The organism is Streptomyces sp. NPDC029216 (assembly GCF_040648015.1).
Lineage (GTDB): Bacteria > Actinomycetota > Actinomycetes > Streptomycetales > Streptomycetaceae > Streptomyces.
On record NZ_JBEZWL010000016.1, the window covers coordinates 76537 to 92403 of the forward strand.

15 protein-coding genes and 1 pseudogene are annotated in these 15867 nt (G+C 74.6%); 11 read left to right on the forward strand and 5 right to left on the reverse strand.

The genetic code is table 11. The features are described 5' to 3' along the window. Positions 1-25: 25 nt before the first annotated feature. Complete coding sequence (locus tag AB0F18_RS09440; RefSeq protein WP_362056663.1) at positions 26-1390, reverse strand: dipeptidase; 1365 nt, start codon at positions 1388-1390, stop codon at positions 26-28. Positions 1391-1726: 336 nt separating this feature from the next. Here AB0F18_RS09440 and AB0F18_RS09445 point away from each other — a divergent pair, with 336 nt between their 5' ends. Next, a complete protein-coding gene (locus tag AB0F18_RS09445; RefSeq protein WP_362056696.1) occupies positions 1727-2917 on the forward strand; it encodes a geranylgeranyl reductase family protein in 1191 nt (396 codons plus the stop codon). 111 nt (positions 2918-3028) lie between these two features. Here the strand turns inward: AB0F18_RS09445 and AB0F18_RS09450 are convergent, their stop codons facing one another. Next, positions 3029-3487, reverse strand: coding sequence for a nitroreductase/quinone reductase family protein (locus AB0F18_RS09450; protein WP_362056665.1), 459 nt, complete (start codon positions 3485-3487; stop codon positions 3029-3031). 161 nt (positions 3488-3648) lie between these two features. Here AB0F18_RS09450 and AB0F18_RS09455 point away from each other — a divergent pair, with 161 nt between their 5' ends. The 6 genes from AB0F18_RS09455 (at position 3649) to AB0F18_RS09480 (ending at position 8362) form a co-directional block, all read left to right on the forward strand. After that, positions 3649-4347, forward strand: coding sequence for a TetR/AcrR family transcriptional regulator (locus AB0F18_RS09455; RefSeq protein ID WP_362056667.1), 699 nt, complete (start codon positions 3649-3651; stop codon positions 4345-4347). Positions 4348-4535: 188 nt separating this feature from the next. Beyond that, the gene (locus AB0F18_RS09460) at positions 4536-5507 is read left to right on the forward strand and encodes a spherulation-specific family 4 protein (protein ID WP_362056669.1); all 972 of its coding nucleotides are present in this window, start codon (positions 4536-4538) and stop codon (positions 5505-5507) included. 90 nt (positions 5508-5597) lie between these two features. After that, on the forward strand, positions 5598-6062 hold the full coding sequence (locus tag AB0F18_RS09465) for a hypothetical protein (RefSeq protein ID WP_362056671.1): 465 nt from the start codon (positions 5598-5600) through the stop codon (positions 6060-6062). Positions 6063-6072: 10 nt separating this feature from the next. Continuing rightward, entirely contained in the window at positions 6073-7365 is a 1293-nt protein-coding gene (locus AB0F18_RS09470) for a hypothetical protein (protein ID WP_362056673.1), read from the forward strand. Positions 7366-7394: 29 nt separating this feature from the next. Then, positions 7395-7892 carry a hypothetical protein gene (locus tag AB0F18_RS09475; protein ID WP_362056675.1) on the forward strand — a complete coding sequence of 166 codons (498 nt, stop codon included), beginning with the start codon at positions 7395-7397 and terminating at the stop codon, positions 7890-7892. Between the two features lie 2 nt (positions 7893-7894). Further along, positions 7895-8362, forward strand: coding sequence for a hypothetical protein (locus AB0F18_RS09480; protein WP_362056677.1), 468 nt, complete (start codon positions 7895-7897; stop codon positions 8360-8362). A gap of 101 nt (positions 8363-8463) precedes the next feature. On the opposite strand, the gene AB0F18_RS09485 is transcribed toward AB0F18_RS09480, so the two are convergent. Further along, positions 8464-9207 carry a maleylpyruvate isomerase family mycothiol-dependent enzyme gene (locus tag AB0F18_RS09485; protein WP_362056679.1) on the reverse strand — a complete coding sequence of 248 codons (744 nt, stop codon included), beginning with the start codon at positions 9205-9207 and terminating at the stop codon, positions 8464-8466. 37 nt (positions 9208-9244) lie between these two features. Between AB0F18_RS09485 and AB0F18_RS09490 the strand changes: the two genes are divergently transcribed. Continuing rightward, entirely contained in the window at positions 9245-9901 is a 657-nt protein-coding gene (locus AB0F18_RS09490) for an alpha-ketoglutarate-dependent dioxygenase AlkB (protein ID WP_362056680.1), read from the forward strand. A 41-nt stretch (positions 9902-9942) separates the two neighbouring features. Continuing rightward, entirely contained in the window at positions 9943-11268 is a 1326-nt protein-coding gene (locus tag AB0F18_RS09495; RefSeq protein ID WP_362056682.1) for an ROK family protein, read from the forward strand. A 37-nt stretch (positions 11269-11305) separates the two neighbouring features. Here the strand turns inward: AB0F18_RS09495 and AB0F18_RS09500 are convergent, their stop codons facing one another. Continuing rightward, positions 11306-11851: an ATP-binding protein gene (locus AB0F18_RS09500; RefSeq protein ID WP_362056684.1), complete on the reverse strand. Its 546-nt coding sequence runs from the start codon at positions 11849-11851 to the stop codon at positions 11306-11308. Positions 11852-12050: 199 nt separating this feature from the next. Between AB0F18_RS09500 and AB0F18_RS09505 the strand changes: the two genes are divergently transcribed. Then, positions 12051-13250, forward strand: a complete 1200-nt coding sequence (locus tag AB0F18_RS09505; RefSeq protein WP_362056686.1) for a PLP-dependent cysteine synthase family protein — start codon at positions 12051-12053, stop codon at positions 13248-13250. A 4-nt stretch (positions 13251-13254) separates the two neighbouring features. Here AB0F18_RS09505 and AB0F18_RS09510 read toward each other — a convergent pair whose 3' ends face one another. Continuing rightward, on the reverse strand, positions 13255-13767 hold the full coding sequence (locus AB0F18_RS09510) for an SRPBCC family protein (protein WP_362056688.1): 513 nt from the start codon (positions 13765-13767) through the stop codon (positions 13255-13257). 775 nt (positions 13768-14542) lie between these two features. Here AB0F18_RS09510 and AB0F18_RS09515 point away from each other — a divergent pair. Beyond that, positions 14543-15867: pseudogene (locus AB0F18_RS09515) on the forward strand (hypothetical protein); the annotation flags it as partial.

The following is a 15867-nucleotide window of genomic DNA, read 5'->3' on the forward strand; positions in this document are numbered from 1 at the left end:
GCGTACATCGGCAACCAACCGGACGTCAGATGCTCTTGGACGCCGCGTAGTTCACCAGGAAGAGGGCCTCCGCGACCGACAGCCGCTCCAGCTCCTCCGGGGACACGCTCTCGTTCACCGCGTGGATCTGCGCCTCCGGCTCGCTCAGACCGATCAGCAGCATCTCCGCCTGCGGGTAGAGCGAGGTCAGGGTGTTGCACAGCGGGATCGACCCGCCCATGCCGCTGATCTGCATCTCCTGGCCGTCGTACGCCTCGCGCAGGGCGGCGGCCATCGACGCGTACGCCGGGCTGGTGGTGTCCGCCTGGAACGGCTGGCCCTGGCCGACGACCTCAAGCTCCAGCTTGGCCTTCCACGGGGTGTGCGCGATCAGGTGCGCCTCCAGCAGCTTGATGGCCTCGGCGGTGTCCACGCCCGGCGGCACGCGCAGGCTGATCAGCGCGCCGGCGCTCGCGTGGACCGAGGGGGTCGCGCCGATCACCGGCGGGCAGTCGATGCCGAGCACGGTGACGGCTGGACGGGCCCACAGCCGGTCCGCGATGGTGCCCTCACCGATCAGCTCGACCCCGTCCAGCACCTTCGCGTCGGCGCGGAAGTCCGCCTCCGGGTACTGCAGGCCCTCCCAGACCGCGTCCGAGGCCAGGCCGTCCACCGTGGTCGAACCGTCCGCGGCGCGCAGCGAGTCCAGCACGCGGATCAGCGCGGCCAGCGCGTCGGGGGCGACGCCGCCGAACATGCCGGAGTGCAGGTTCCCGCCCAGGGTGTCGAGCTTCACCTTGATCAGGGTCATTCCGCGCAGGGTGGCCGTCACCGTCGGCAGGCCGAGGCGGAAGTTGCCCGCGTCGCCGATGACGATGGTGTCGGCGGCCAGCAGCTCCGGGTGGGCCTCGGCGTACTGCTGGAGGCCGCCGGTGCCCTGCTCCTCCGAGCCCTCCACGATCACCTTCACGGAGACCGGCACGCCGCCGTTCGCCTTCAGCGCGCGCAGCGCCAGCAGGTGCATGATGAAGCCGCCCTTGCAGTCCGCCGCGCCGCGCCCGTACCAGCGGCCGTTGCGCTCGGTCAGCTCGAAGGCGGGGGAGATCCAGGCGGCGTCGTCCAGCGGCGGCTGCACGTCGTAGTGCGCGTAGAGCAGGACGGTCGGGGCGCCCTCGGGGCCGGGCAGGAAGCCGTACACCGACTGGGTGCCGTCGGGGGTGTCGAGCAGGGCCACGTCCTGGAAGCCCTCGGCGCGCAGGGCGTCGGCCACCCAGTTCGCGGCGCCCTCGCTCTCGCTGCGGGGGAACTGCGCCCAGTCCGCGACCGACTGGAACGCCACCAGCTCTGTCAGCTCCGCCTTGGCGCGGGGCATCAGCGAGGCGACGGTCTCGGCGATCGGATTCTGCGACATGGGCACGCTCCTCGTGGGTGCGACGTTGTGAGGTGTGTACGCCGGGTACGGCGGGGTCCGCTCGATCCTCGCACAGCGGAGCGAGGGGGACGCGCGCCGTAGGATCTTCACGGCATCGGAGCAACGTGTGATCAGGAGCAGCAGCACATCGTGACCAGCGACGACAGCATTGACGGCGGATCCGGCACGGCGGCGGAGCAGGCGGGCCGGGGCGGCGCGGAGGACGGGATCCGGGCCGGGGACCAGAGCGGGGACCAGACCGGGGACCAGGCCGGCGGGCGGGCCGGGGACCTGGCCGCGGAGGCGGCGGACGGGGCGGCCGACGGCACCGGCGAGGTGTGGGACGTCGTCGTGGTCGGCGCGGGACCGGCCGGGGCGATGGCCGCGTACGCGGCGGCGACCGCGGGGCGGCGCGTCCTGCTGCTGGAGAAGGCCGAACTGCCCCGGTACAAGACCTGCGGCGGCGGCATCATCGGCCCCTCGCGCGACGCCCTCCCGCCGGGCTTCGTGCTGCCGCTCAAGGACCGGATCCATGCCGTCACCTTCTCCCTGGACGGGAAGCTGACCCGTACCCGGCGCTCGAAGCGCATGCTGTTCGGGCTGATCAACCGGCCCGAGTTCGACGCGGCGCTGGTCGCGGAGGCCGAGAAGGCGGGCGCGACGCTGCGTACGGGGACGGCCGTCAGCCGGGTCGAGCAGCACGGCGCGGCCGTGCCCGACCGGCGCACGGTCGCCGTGGTGCTCGCCGACGGGGGGACCGTACTGGCCCGGGCCGTGGTCGGCGCGGACGGCAGCGCCAGCCGGATCGGCGCCCACGTCGGAGTGGAGATGGACCAGGTCGACCTCGGGCTGGAGGCGGAGATCCCGGTGCCGGCGACCGTCGCCGAGGACTGGAAGGGCCGCGTCCTCATCGACTGGGGACCGCTCCCGGGCAGCTACGGATGGGTCTTCCCCAAGGGCGACACGCTCACGGTCGGGGTCATCTCGGCCAAGGGCGAGGGCGCCGCGACCAAGCGGTACCTGGACGACTTCATCGCCCGGCTGGGCCTGGCCGGCTTCGAACCGGCCGTCTCCTCCGGGCACCTGACCCGCTGCCGCAAGCCCGGGTCGCCGCTCTCGCGCGGCCGGGTGCTGGTGGCGGGCGACGCGGCCGGGCTGCTGGAGCCGTGGACCCGTGAGGGCATCTCCTTCGCGCTGCGCTCGGGACGGCTCGCGGGGGAGTGGGCAGTGAAGATCTCCGAGGCGCAGGACGCGGTGGACGCGCGGCGCCAGGCACTGAACTACGCCTTCGCGGTCAAGGCGGGGCTGGGCGTGGAGATGGGCGTCGGCAAGCGGATGCTGACCGTCTTCGAGTCCCGCCCGGGGCTGATGCACGGTGTGATCACGGGGCTGCGGCCCACCTGGAACGCCTTCGCCGGGATCACCCGCGGCTCGACGACCCTGGCCGACCTGGTGCGTACGTACCCGCTGGCGCGCAAGGCGCTGCACCTGATGGACGCCCGTCAGGCGCGCGGCGCCCGGGGCTGACGGCGCGCCCGGGCTGACGGCGGGCGGGGGGCTGACGGCGGCGGGGCGACAGGGCGGTGGGGCGTCGTAGGAGCTGCGGCGCCGTGGGGAGGTGCGGCCGTCCGCCGGGGGTCAGCCGGTCACCGTGATGCGGAAGACCGGGTGGTCGCCGGCGGCGGCGCGGAGCTCGGCGTCCGTGGACTTCGCGGTGACCCCCTGGAAGAACCGGTTGACCTCCCAGCCCCACTTCTCCAGGTAGGCGCGCAGCACGGCCGCCTTCTCCGCCGGATCGGTGAGCTCGGTGACGGTGAAGGCGCGGACCTTGCGGCCCACCCGCAGCTCGCCGCCGCCCGCCACGCGCATGTTGCGGACCCACTGGGAGTGGCCGCGGGCGGAGACCAGGTACTGGGCCCCCTCGAAGGTGTGCGGGTTGACCGGGATGCGCTGCATCGTGCCCGAGGTGCGGCCGCGCACCGACAGCTCCGCCGTGCCGGCCAGGCTGATGCCCAGGCGGGCGAGCTTGCCGAAGAGCGAGTTGAAGCGGGTTTCGAGCCGGCCGGCCTGGATGTAGTGCGGGGTGGGCGCGTTCACGGTGGCCTCCGGGGCGGTGTCGGACTACGTTTCCGAGAGCACTGCTCTCGCTTGAGATCAGTGTGCATGGAGCGGTGCGCCAAAACAAGAGCACTGCTCTCTAAAATGTGCGCTGCTCCGATTTTTGTGCAGTGCTCCGCGTGTATGCCACACTGATCCGCATGAGCACCGTGCGAGGGGCCAGGGAACGGGCCCGTATCGAGGTCACCGCCGCCATCAAGGACGAGGCGCGCCGCAGGCTCGCGGCCGAGGGGGCCGCCAAGCTCTCGCTGCGCGCGGTCGCCCGCGAGCTCGGGATGGTCTCCTCCGCCCTCTACCGCTACTTCCCGAGCCGCGACGAGCTGCTCACCGCGCTGATCATCGACGCGTACGACAGCGTGGGCGCCGCCGCCGAGGCGGCCGAGGCAGCCGCCCTGGCCGCCGGAGCCCCGCCCCGCGCCCGCTGGACCGCCGTCTGTGAGGCGTTGCGCGCCTGGGCGCTGGAGCACCCGCACGAGTACGCCCTCATCTACGGCTCCCCCGTCCCCGGCTACAGCGCGCCCCAGGACACGATCGGTCCCGCCTCCCGCGTCGCCAACGTCCTCATCGGCATCGCCCGCTCCGCCCACGAGGGCCGCGGCCTCGCCCTGCCGCCGCTCCCCGCTCCGCTGCGCGCCGAGGCCGACCGGATGACGGCCGACTTCGCCACGGGCCTTCCCCCGGAGGTCACGGCCGCCCTCGTCGCCGCCTGGGCGCAGCTCGTCGGGCTCGTCTCCTTCGAGCTGTTCGGCCAGTTCAACCGGGTCGTGGAGGAACGCGACGCCTTCTTCGCACACGCGGCCGGCCAACTCGCGCACGCGGTGGGCCTGCCGGCCGTCTGACGGGGGTCCGGCGGGAGTCCGGCGGGGGTCCGTCGGGGGCGTCCGCAGGCGGATCGGCAGGGCTTCACGGGATGAGGTGACGAATCGTTTGTCTGTTCCTCATACCGATGTCGCCGGTTCCGCCGTCCCCGGCGGGCCGCGCGTCTACTGTTCCTCGGGTCGTCCCTGCCGCCGCCGGAGGAACCGTCATGGCCCTGGCTCCCGTCCGCGCTCTGAGGGCCCTCTACGCCGTCCTGCTGACCGGGCTGCTCGCCGCACCCGCGCCGGCCGTGACCGCCTCGGCGGAGCCGCCCTCCAGACCGCCTTCCGGACCCAGATCCGCGGCCACCCCCGCCGCCGCCCCCGCACCCCGCATACCCGGCGTGCGCGGCCTGGAGATCGCCGTCCCCGCCTACGTCTGGGCCGGCGACCCCGTCCTGGCGGAGCTCACCGCCACCGGCCCCGCCGCCTCCGTGGTCGTCCTCAACCCCGGCAACGGCGACGCCCCGTTCGGCTCCGCCTGGCTCGCCCGCGCGGACGCCCTGCGCGCCGGTACCACCGCCACGGGCGAGAGGACGAAGGTCCTCGGCTACGTCCACACCGACCGCGGCAACCGCGACCCCGCCGCCGTCCGGGCCTCCGTGGACAACTACCTGAAGACCCCCGACGGCAGGCTCCACGTCGACGGCATCTTCTTCGACGTCGTCAGCCGTGACTGCGGCCCCGGCAACGCCACCCGTGACCACTACGCCGCCCTGCGCCGCTACGTCCAGGACACCGTGCACGCCGTGGACCCGGACGCCCGCGAACTCGTCGTCGACAACCCCGGCACCGCTACCGCCGACTGCTACCTGGAACCCGGGCACCGTACCGCCGACGTCTTCGTCACCTACGAGGGCACGTACGCGGCGTACACCTCCGGCGGCTGGCCCGGCGGCAACGTCTTCGACGCCGTCGGCGGCTACCGCCCCGGAGCCGAACTCGACCCGAGCGGCACGGCCTTCTGGCACCTCGTCCACGACGTCCCCGACGCCGCCGCCATGCGCGCCACCCTCGCGACCGCCTTCGCCCGCGGCGCCGGCTACGCCTACGCGACCAGCGCGGCGATGCCCAACCCCTGGGACACGTCCCCCACTTGGAAGTTCCGCTCCCAGACCGGCTACGCCGCCACCCTCGGCTAGGACCGCCGCCGCCCGCCGGACGCCGGGTGTTTGCGACGCGTGCGGAGGCCATGCATATGATCAGGGCCTTCCGACGGGGGAGGCGTGAACATGACGGACGATTTTGGCCGGGATCAGACGGACGGCGGGCCGGAGGCCGGCACGGACCAGCAGGTCGGCATGCGGTTGAACCACGTGCCGCCCGAGCCGTCCGCTCCGCCGGCGCCGGGCCCGGTGCCCGGACTCGGCGGCGGGCCCGGGGACTTCGCCTCGACACCGAAGCAGAAGCAGGAGGCGGCCGGCACCATAGAGACCGAGCTGGAGCCCAACACCAAGAAGGCCACGGAGCACGCGGACGACGCCACCAGCACCGCCCAGAAGGGCTTCGAGGGCTGGGAGACGGCAGCCGGTCTGAAGACCGTGGCCGAGACCTGGGACAAGCAGGTGAAGGTCCTGATGGGCCGCCTGTCGGCGGAGAAGAGCGCCCTGCGCGGCGCCTCGGGCCTCTTCGCCGGCAACGACACCGGCATCCGCAGCCAGTTCCTGGCCTCGCAGTCGAAGCTGAACGACCTGTGAGGGGGCCGCGGTGCTGAACTACCACGAGGTCATGACCACGGACCTGGGCCTGCTGACGACGGCCGCCGGCAAGTGGGAGGCGATGGCCGCCGAACTGGCCAAGGTCGAGAGCCGCTACGGCGACACCGTCCAGCAGATCACCATGGGCCCCGCCTGGACCGGCATCAGCGCCGGAACGGCGCACACCACCTTCAAGGGCACCCGGTACGAGTACTCCGCCGCACAGATCCAGGCCAAGGCCGTCGCCAGCCTGCTGCGCGAGGCGCACACCCAGCTCGCCGACCTGAAGAAGAAGCTGGAGAGCGCCCGCGACGACGCCGTGGCCGCCGGCATGAGCGTCTCCGAACAGGGCCGCGTCGCCTTCGACTACGGCCGTCTCACCCCGGCGGAGCGCAGCGCCTACCACCACGACCCGGACGGACAGAAGTCCGTCGCCGAGGCCGTCACCAAGTGGCAGCAGCACATCGACGACCGCGTCAAGGCCGTCGCCGAACTCGACCAGGGCGTCCGCACCGCCCTGACGCGGGCGACCGTCGACAGCAACAAGGACGCCTTCGGCAAGGGCGCCGACGAAACGTTCAACGGGTTCAACGCCGGGGCCCAGGGCGACCTGGCCAAGGCCATGAAGCCCGACGAGACCCAGGTCGGCACCAAGCCCGACAGCAAGACCGGCACGAGCGTCAGCGGCCCCAAGTACGGCAAGGAGGGCTCGGCCAAGGCCTACGCCGACCTCTTCCACGAGACCGCCCAGGGCCAGACCACCGTGGACGGGATGAAGCTCTCCGGGATCGCCGACATCTACGGCGGCGGGCGGGCCACCGCCAACTACGGGTTCACCGACCAGGGCGCCTCCGCCAAGGCCGAGGCCTCCGTGGGCGTACGGGCCCTGGCCGAGGGCCGGGCCGAGAGCGAGTACGTCGGCCGCTACGCGCGGGCCGAGGGGTTCGCCGGCGCCGAGGTGGGCGTCAGCGCCAAGGCGACCAAGGAGGAGGTCTCCGCCGGGTTCAAGGCGTTCGCCGGAGCCAAGGGCACCGTCGCCACGGGCGCCGAGGTCTTCGGGATCGGCGTCGGCGCGAACGCCGAGGGCTGGGCGGGACCCGGGGCGGAAGGCTGGTGGGGGTACAAGAAGGACAAGGACACCGGCAAGTGGAAGATCGGCGGCGAGTTCGGTGCCTCCCCCATCGTCGGGGGCAAAGTGGGACTGGAGATCACCGTCGACCCCCACAAGGTGTCCAAAGCGGCCGGCGACGCCGCCCACGCGCTGGGCGACGCGGCCCACGCGGTCGGCGGCTGGTTCGACTGATGCACATGTCCCCGGAAGGACGGCCCTGAATGCCCGCAGCACTGCCCGTGCCGATCGAGTTCGACTTGCCGGAGGGCTGGCTCCCGGCCAGGCCGGACGGGCTCGATCCCGAAGCGGTGGCCTTCGCCGCGGTCCATCCGCATCCGGACGCCGGCTTCGCCGCCAACATCACCGTCGACGGCGGGTTCCCGGCCGAGGAGGAGACCCTGGAGGGGCTCGCCGACGAGTCCGTGCGGCGCCTGGCCGGGTCGGCCGGACCGGTCGAGGTGGTCCACCGCCGGGCGGTCGGCTCCGACGACGCACCCGCGCTGATCCAGCGGCTGGCCTTCACGGCCGTCGCCGGCGGCGTGCGCCGCGACCTCGTCCAGTCCCAGGTGTACCTGTCCATGGCGGACGTCGCGGACCCGCGCAGGCGCGCGGTCGTCCGGCTCGCCCTCACCGCCACCGCGGACCAGCACGACGAAGTCCTGGGCGACTTCCAGGACTTCGTGAGCTCGGTCCGCCCGGACACCGGGACGGAGGCGTAGCGATGGGGCGGCTCAGGGACAAGCTCACCGGCACTGCCCACCCGCGCAGCGGCGTCGCACCGCGGCCCGCCGAGGAGGTCCGGGCCGCGCTGCTCGCGGCCGCCGGACCCGACGCACGGTTCACCGTGCGCGAGGCCACCCCGCAGGACGGCGGCGCCGATCTGGTCGCGGAGTGCGTCATCCCGGCGCTGGACGTCACCCTCAGGACCCGGATGCGCCTGGACGCCGGGGCGCACGCCGTCCGGGTCCTCGAGGAGCGGTGGGCGCCGACGTCCGAGGGCGCGAACCGGCAGTACGGACGCGGGCCCGCGGACACGGTGTACCGGCAGTGGGAGTTCAGGAAGGCGGCGGACGGCAGCCGGCAGAAGGTCGAGACGTTCCGCTTCGGCACACGGGACATGAGGGTGCCCCTGCAGAGGGCCGTCCTGGGCGCCGGATGGACCTGGCGCGGAGTGCTGTTCCGGCTGTGATGGGACGGGGGGTGGGGGCCGGCGGGGCCCCCACCGCCGGACGCCGGACGCCGGAGGCCGGACGCCCCGCCGTCGGAGCTCCCGCCCCCGGATGCCCGCCGTCAGATGCCCGCCGTCTCCTGCCACAGCCGGGCCAGCGTCGTGTCGCCGGTCACCCCCGGGCCCGTCAGCGGGAGGCGGTTCCACAGGGCCGCGTACAGCCAGGACGCCTCACCGGTCAGTTCGCAGTCCGCCGGATCGTCCGTGTCCCCGCGCACCGTCCGCGCCGGCTCCTTCGACAGGTGGACCGTCCACACCGCGCCCGTGTCCGCGGCCCGGACCCGCACCAGCTTCGGCTGCTCGGTGCGCACCCGGCTGCGCGGCCGGGCGTGGAACCCGGTCAGCAGCTCGTCCACCCCGTCCTCCGCGAACTCCGGGCTCACCGCGTCGAAGGCCACGCCCCGCGCCGACTGGGCGTCGAAGCGGTGCACGGTCGTCTCGTGCGCCTGCCGCCGCGCCCAGAACGCCAGCGGCGACGGCGCGGCCGTCGGCAGGAACGTCCAGCAGCGCAGCTCCTCCGGCGCCTCCGTCAGCACCCGGACCAGCTCCGCGTGCCCCTCCCGGAACCAGGCCAGCAGCTCGGCCCCCGCCAGCTCCGGCGCCTGCGGGAACGGCGCCGGCTCCAGCAGGCCGTCCGCCACGTACCCCGCCGCCCAGCGGTGCACCGCCCCGGTGTGCCGCAGCAGATCGGCCACCCGCCACTCGGGGCAGGTGGGCACCACGGCGTCGGTACCGGCCCGTTCGGCCTCGTCGGCCAGCAGCTCGCCTTCCCGCGCGAGCATCTCCACGTACTCGGTGATCTTCATGCTCCCGAGTGTGCCAGCCACCCCTGACAATGGAAGCGTGGACGGTGAACTCTTCCCGCGCGAGCGGACCGAGATCGCACCCGGCGCCGTCCACCTGCCCGACTGGCTCGGGCCGCGGCGCCAGTGCGAGCTCCTCGACGCCTGCCGCGCCTGGGCCCGCCCGCCCGCCGGACTGCGCACCGTCCGCACCCCCGGCGGCGGCACGATGACCGCCCGGCAGGTGTGCCTGGGGCTGCACTGGTACCCGTACGGATACGCGCCCACTGCCGTCGACGGCGACGGCGCCCCGGTCAAGCCGATGCCCGCCTGGCTCGCCGAGCTGGGCCGGCGGGCCGTGACCGCCGCCTACGGCACGCCCCCGCCGCCCGCCGACGCGTACGACATCGCCCTGGTCAACTTCTACGGCGGCGACTCCCGCATGGGCATGCACCGGGACGCCGAGGAGCGTTCCCCGGCCCCGGTGGTGTCGCTGAGCCTGGGCGACTCCTGCCTCTTCCGCTTCGGCAACACCGCCTCGCGCGGCCGCCCGTACCGGGACGTGGAACTGCGCAGCGGGGACCTGTTCGTCTTCGGCGGCCCGAGCCGGCTGGCCTACCACGGGGTGCCCCGGGTCCTGCCCGGCACCGCCCCGCCGGACCTGGGCCTGACCGGCCGGCTCAACATCACACTGCGGGTCGGCGGCCTCGGAGCATAGGCGGCGCGCTCCGCGCCACCCGATCATGCGAGGATCGCAGCATGAACGGCAACGGGGCCCCGACGGGGGTGGGGGACGCGACCACGGCGTCGGCGGCGTCCACGGCAAGCAACGGATCCAGCGCTTCCACCACGCCCGGCGCGTCCACCGCTTCCACCGCTTCCACGAAGAGCAAGCTGGAGCGGGGCCGCAGCGCCCTCGGCCCCGCACTGGAGCTCGTCCACACCGGCCGGGCCCCGACGCGCGCGGTCCTCACCGCCGAGCTGGGCGTCACCCGGGCCACCGCCGGAGCCGTGGCCGCCGAGCTGGAGGCCCTCGGCCTGATCCGCGTCGACTCCCGCCCGGGCGGCGCCGGCGGCACCCAGGGCCGGCCCTCCCACCGGCTCGCCGTCGACGAGAACGGTCCCGTGGCGCTGGCCGCGCAGGTGCACCCGGACGGGTTCCGCGCCGCGCTCGTAGGCCTCGGCGGGCGGATCGTGGCCACCGCTCCCGGCAAGGTCACCGTCTCCGCCGACCCGGCGCAGGTGCTCGGCGCGGTCGTCGGCGCGGGCGCGGCGCTGCTCGCCGAGTCCGGGCGGCGCTGCATCGGCGCGGGCCTCGCGGTGCCGTCGGCGGTCGCCGAACCCGAGGGCACGGCCCTCAACCCGCTGCACCTGGCCTGGCCGGCCGGATCTCCCGTACGGACCATCTTCGCCGAGTGCGTGAAGGCGGCCGGGATCGACGGACCGGCCCTGACCGGCAACGACGTGAACCTCGCGGCCCTCGCCGAGCACCGCCACGGCGCGGGCCGCAGCGCGCAGCACCTGCTGTGCGTGGCCACCGGCCACCGCGGGGTCGGCGGCGCGCTGGTGCTGGACGGACGGCTGCACAGCGGCAGCTCCGGCCTGGCCCTGGAGGTCGGCCACCTGACGGTCAACCCCGAGGGGCGCCCCTGCCACTGCGGCAGCCGGGGCTGTCTGGACGTGGAGGCCGACCCGCTGGCCTTCCTCACCGCGGCGGGCCGTACGCCCGGCCCCGAGGTGTCGCTGCTCCAGCAGGCCCGTGAGCTGCTGCGCGCCGAGTACGCGCAGCCGTCGGTACGAGCGGCCGCCGAGGAGCTCATCGACCGGCTCGGTCTGGGCCTGGCGGGCCTGGTCAACATTCTGAACCCGGACCGGATCATCCTCGGCGGGCTCCACCGCGAGCTGCTGTACGCGGACCCGGAGCGGCTGCGCGCCGTGGTCGCGGACCGGAGCCTGTGGGGGCGCAGCGGCGGCGTGCCGATCCTGCCGTGCACCCTCGACCACAACAGCCTCGTCGGGGCGGCGGAGCTGGCCTGGCAGCCGGTGCTCGACGATCCGCTGGGGACGCTGGGCGCGGCGGCCTGAACCGGCCGGCCCCGGGTGGCGGCGGGGCCGGGGTGCGTCAGCCGGGCCTGGTGCCGACCGAGACCGACGCCGGCACGCCCGTCACGACGGGCTGTGCGTCCACGGCGCCGATCACCGCCCGGGCGGGCTCCCGTACGGTCTTCTTCGCGCCGATACGGACCGTGTGCGACGGCGCCGCCGGGGCGGGGGCGGCCAGCATGGAGAACCAGACCACCTTGCCGGGTCCGTCCGGCAGGGGGCGCGCCCCCCACGCCTCGCTCACGGCCTCCACGAGCGCCAGCCCGCGCCCGCACGTCTCCAGGCCGCCGGGATCGCGCCGGACCGGCAGGCGCGGATCGCTGTCGTGGACGGAGACGGTGAGCCGTCCGAGGCGGAGCTCGATCTCGACGGTGCAGACCTTGTCGGGCTGCGCGTGGCGGTGGACGTTGCTGAGCAGCTCCGTCACGCCGAGCGCAGCCCGGTCTATGAGCGGATCGAGCTGCCAGTGGCGCAGTTGGGCGGAGACGATCCTGCGGACCTGACCGATCCGCGCGGGAAGGGCCTGCAGTTCGACGACGCAGTGCCTGCGGGAATGTGTGATCACGGCTGCGACTCCCCGACATCAGTGTTACGGGTGCTGCACCCTCGGTGACGCAATCACAAGGGTCACCCACCGTCGCGCCGCGTGCAACCGAACGCGACCGAAAGCGATCCGCATAGAAACCCAAAGTGACCGTTTGTGCAGGTGAGGGGGGTACATTTCGAAAGGAGGGGGCCCTGGAACCGACGAAGGAGCAAGGCGCATGAGCACCACCGGCACCACCGGTACGCCGGCCTCGAACACGGCCGTGAGCACGGCCGCGGGTACGGCCGGACGAGTGACCGCGAGCGCGGTGACGACCACTGTCGACGTCGACCGCAGCGACGCCGACTACCGCGCCTGGCTCAAGGAGGCCGTGCGCAAGGTCCAGGCTGACGCCAACCGCAGCGCCGACACGCACCTGCTGCGCTTCCCGCTGCCCGAGGCCTGGGGCATCGACCTGTACCTCAAGGACGAGTCCACGCACCCGACGGGCTCCCTGAAGCACCGCCTCGCCCGCTCGCTGTTCCTGTACGCGCTGTGCAACGGCTGGATCCGCCCCGGCCGGCCGGTCATCGAGGCCTCCAGCGGCTCCACCGCCGTCTCCGAGGCCTACTTCGCGAAGCTGATCGGCGTCCCGTTCATCGCCGTCATGCCGCGGACCACCAGCCCCGAGAAGTGCCGGCTCATCGAATTCCACGGCGGCGAATGCCACTTCGTGGACGACTCGATGAAGATGTACGAGGAGTCGGCCGACCTCGCCGCCCGCACCGGCGGCCACTACATGGACCAGTTCACCTACGCGGAGCGGGCCACCGACTGGCGTGGCAACAACAACATCGCCGAGTCGATGTACCAGCAGCTGCGCCTGGAGCGCTACCCCGAGCCCGCCTGGATCGTGGCGACGGCCGGCACCGGCGGCACCTCCGCGACCATCGCGCGCTACGTCCACTACATGCAGCACGACACCCGCATCTGCGTCCCGGACCCGGAGAACTCCTGCTTCTTCGACGGCTGGACGCACCACGACCCGCACGCGAGCAGCGACTGCGGCTCCCGCATCGAGGGCATAGGCCGGCCCCGGATGGAGCCGAGCTTCGTGCCGGGCGCCATCGACCGCATGATGAAGGTCCCGGACGCGGCGAGCGTCGCCGCCTGCCGTGCCCTCGAACTGGCCATAGGGCGCAAGGCCGGCGGCTCCACGGGCACCGGCCTGTGGAGCGCGCTGAAGATCGTCTCCGAGATGGTGGCGGAGGGGCGGACGGGCAGCGTGGTGACCCTGCTCTGCGACCCGGGCGACCGCTACCTCGACAAGTACTACTCGGACGAGTGGCTGGCGGCGCAGGGCCTCGACATCGCGCCGTACACGAAGACGATCGAGACGCTGCTGGAGACCGGGGAGTGGCGCGAGCCGCAGGCCTGAGGCTTCAGTTGCGGCTCGGGGCCGCCGCCAGCCGGGCGTCGAGCGTGCGCACCGCCGTACGGAAGGAGTGGCCGAGCCCCGGGCGGGCGGCCGCCAGCGCCAGCCGGAAGGGGGCCGGGCCGTCGGCCGCGAAGGTCCAGCGGACGAGGGTGCCGGGGGAGCGGTCGCCGGGGGAGCGGGGCCCGGCGGCCGGGGCCAGCAGCCACTCCTCCAACAGGGCGCGCGCACCCGGGGCGTTGGTCTCGTCGACCCGGTAGGCGTAGCGCCGCGCGGCCTCCGCGGCCACGATCGTCTCCTGGAACCGGACCCCGCCGCGCAGCCTGACCTCCCGGCCGGCCCCGCCCCGGGCGGGCCGGGCCAGCGACACCGCCCCGAACCAGTCCGGCCAGCCCGTCACCTCCTCGGCGAGCGCCCGGTACAGCGGCTCGGGCGCGGCCGCCGCCCTGGCGGTGAAGACCAGACGCACCGGCGCGTGTGCGAGGAAGTCCAGCCCCACGGGGCGGAGTCGGCGGGCCATGGCGTTACCCCCTGGGGCGTGGCGAGTGGCGGGCGCGTGCGGTGCGCTGGCGTCACGATAGCTGGCTGGCCGTCAGATGTCCGCAGGGGTCCGGAGGTTGGACGGCCCTTGGGGGCCCCGGGCGCCGGGAGGGCGCGGAGGGGCTGCGGGCTCGCTGCGCGACCCGGCGCACCGGGGCTGCCGGTTCGCTGCGCGGCCCGGCGCACCGGGGTGCCGTGTGCGGGAGCGCGCTGCGCAGCCCGGCGCCGGGGGCCGTGTGCGGGATCGCGCCCCGCCGACCGGGCATACCGCCTTCACGCGAACGGGGCCTGGGCAGCGGCGGCTTCGAGCGGGATCCTGGAACCGGCCCGCCCGGCCGCCCCGGCGCGGACCCCGCCCCGCCGCCCTCCCACGGAGGCCGCCGATGCCCCACCCCACCACCCCCGACGCCGCCCCGCCGGACGAGGAACCGCTGCCCTCCGTTGCCGACGGCGCCCCGTCAGGCGGGGGGCCGCTGCCCTCCGTTGCCGACGGCGGCCCGCCGGAAGGGGAACCGCTGCCCGGTACCGCCCCCGATGCCGCCCGGCCGGGTGGGGGGTCGGTGCCCTCCGTTGCCGTAGGCGCCCCGCCGGGCAGGGGGCCGGTGCCCGGCGCCGGCGCCGTTACCGACGCTGCCTTGCCGGGAAGGGTTCCGCTGCCTGCCGTTCTTGACGCCGCCCTGGCGGGTGGGGCGCCGCCGTGCCGGGGAGGGGCGGCCGGGCCGTCGTCGGGGGCTCCGCTCGCGCTCGAACTCTTCGTGCACGGGGTCGCCGGAGCCGGGCCCGGTGAGCTGCTCCGCGATCCGCACCCCGTCCGGGTGACGGGCGACTCCACCGCCGCCGTGTTCCGCCGCGCCGAGGACGCCGATGCCGAGGCGCACCCCGAGCGGTACGCGGGGCGGCCCGTCCCCGAGGCCTACTGCTGGTCCCGGCTCACCTCCGGCAATGGCGCCCGCGCCCTGTGGCTGCTGCTCCTGCCCTTCATGGTGGCCAACCTCGCCCACTGGGCCCGGCCCGCCGCGCCACCGTCGTGCGGGGTGCGCCTGTACGGGCTCCTGGTGCGGCTCCTCGCCCTCAGCCTCACCGTGCTGCTCGTCGCGGCCGCCTGCGAGGTGGCCCTCGACCTCCTCGCCTGGCAGTGCGCGGGCGTCGGTGCCTGTACCGATACCCGCTCCTGGCTCGGTTTCCTGCGGCCCGGCGGCTGGTGGGCCCAGCCCGGACGGCGCCTCGCGCTCGGGGCCCTCGTCCCCGCCGCGCTGACCGGGCTGCTCTGGTTCCTGTCGGCCCGCACCTGGAGCGCCTACGAGTCCCAGCCCCCACCCACCGGCGCCGCGGGGGCAGAGGACCCCGCCGCGCCGGGGGGCAGCGGTGCCGCCCCCTTGGGGCCGGACGACGAGGACGGCCCCGACTCCCGGCGTGGCCCGGGGGTTCCGCAGGGGACCGGCGTCCCGGAGGGCCCCCATACCCGGCGTGGCCCCGGCGGCCCGCAGGATCCCGATGCCCCGCGTGGCGTTGGCGTTCCGCAGGGGCCCGGGTATGGGGACGCGCCGCTTGGGCGGCCCGGGTTTTGGTATGGGCGGCGGATCGTGGCGCGGCTGCGGGCCGCTCATACTGCCGCCGGGCTGCTCACCGTGGGCGTCGCCGTCGCCGCTCCCGCCGTCCGGTACGACCGCGGGGCCGACGCCACCGGTCCCGTGCTGGCCGTCGCCGGCTGGGCGGTGGAGGTGCTGCTGGCGGCCGGGGCCGTGACCGTGCTGTGGGTGGTCTGCCGGCGCGGCCGCACCGAGGCGCGGCCCGACCACCGGCTCGACCGGGCCGCCGTCACCCTGCTGCCCGTCGGCGCCCTCGCGCTGCTGGCCGCCGTCCTCGTCTACGCCGGCTGGTCCCGGCCCGGCTGGACCTCGGCGGGGCGGCTCCCGGGCGACTTCGCCTTCGGGGTGCTCATGCTCGGCCAGGGCGGCTGCGTGCTCGCCCTGGCCCTCGTCGCACACCGCCTCCACCGCCACGGTGATCAGCGGGGCGCCCACCGGAAGTTCGGTGCCCTCCTCGCCGAAGCGGGCGGTCACCACGCCCCCGTACGGGC